The sequence below is a fragment of the Streptomyces achromogenes subsp. achromogenes genome, assembly GCF_000720835.1.
Taxonomy (GTDB): Bacteria; Actinomycetota; Actinomycetes; order Streptomycetales; family Streptomycetaceae; genus Streptomyces; species Streptomyces achromogenes.
On the sequence record NZ_JODT01000109.1, the window covers coordinates 1 to 552 of the forward strand.

The window sequence follows — 552 nt, forward strand, 5'->3', positions numbered from 1 at the left end:
CCGAGGGGTTCGCCGTCGGCGATGCGGAACATCTCGCGCACCAGGTCGATGCCGGCGACTTCCTCGGTGACGGGGTGTTCGACCTGCAGGCGGGTGTTGACCTCCAGGAAGGAGATCGTGCCGTCCTGCCCGACGAGGAACTCGCACGTGCCCGCGCCTTCGTAGCCGGCCTCTTTGAGGATGGCCTTCGACGCCCGGTACAGCTCCGCGACCTGTGCCTCGGACAGGAACGGCGCGGGGGCCTCCTCGACGAGTTTCTGGTGGCGGCGCTGCAGGGAGCAGTCGCGGGTGGAGACCACGACGACGTTGCCGTGCTTGTCGGCCAGGCACTGCGTCTCCACGTGCCGGGGGACCTCTTCGAGGGTGCGGGCGACCTTCAGGCCGCGGCCGCCGCCGCCGAAGGCGGCCTTGATCGCGATCGGCAGGCCGTGCTCGCGGGCGAAGGCCACGACCTCGTCCGCGCCGCTGACGGGGTCGGGGGTGCCGGCGACCAGGGGGGCGCCGGCGCGCTGGGCGATGTGGCGGGCGGCGACCTTGTCACCGAGGTCGCGG

Annotated in this window: 1 protein-coding gene; it reads right to left on the bottom strand. The window is 72.5% G+C overall.

The window, feature by feature from the left end; genetic code table 11:
• Positions 1-552, bottom strand: a 552-nt coding sequence (locus tag IH25_RS0136925) for an ATP-binding protein (protein WP_030621491.1), incomplete at both ends; no start/stop codon positions are given.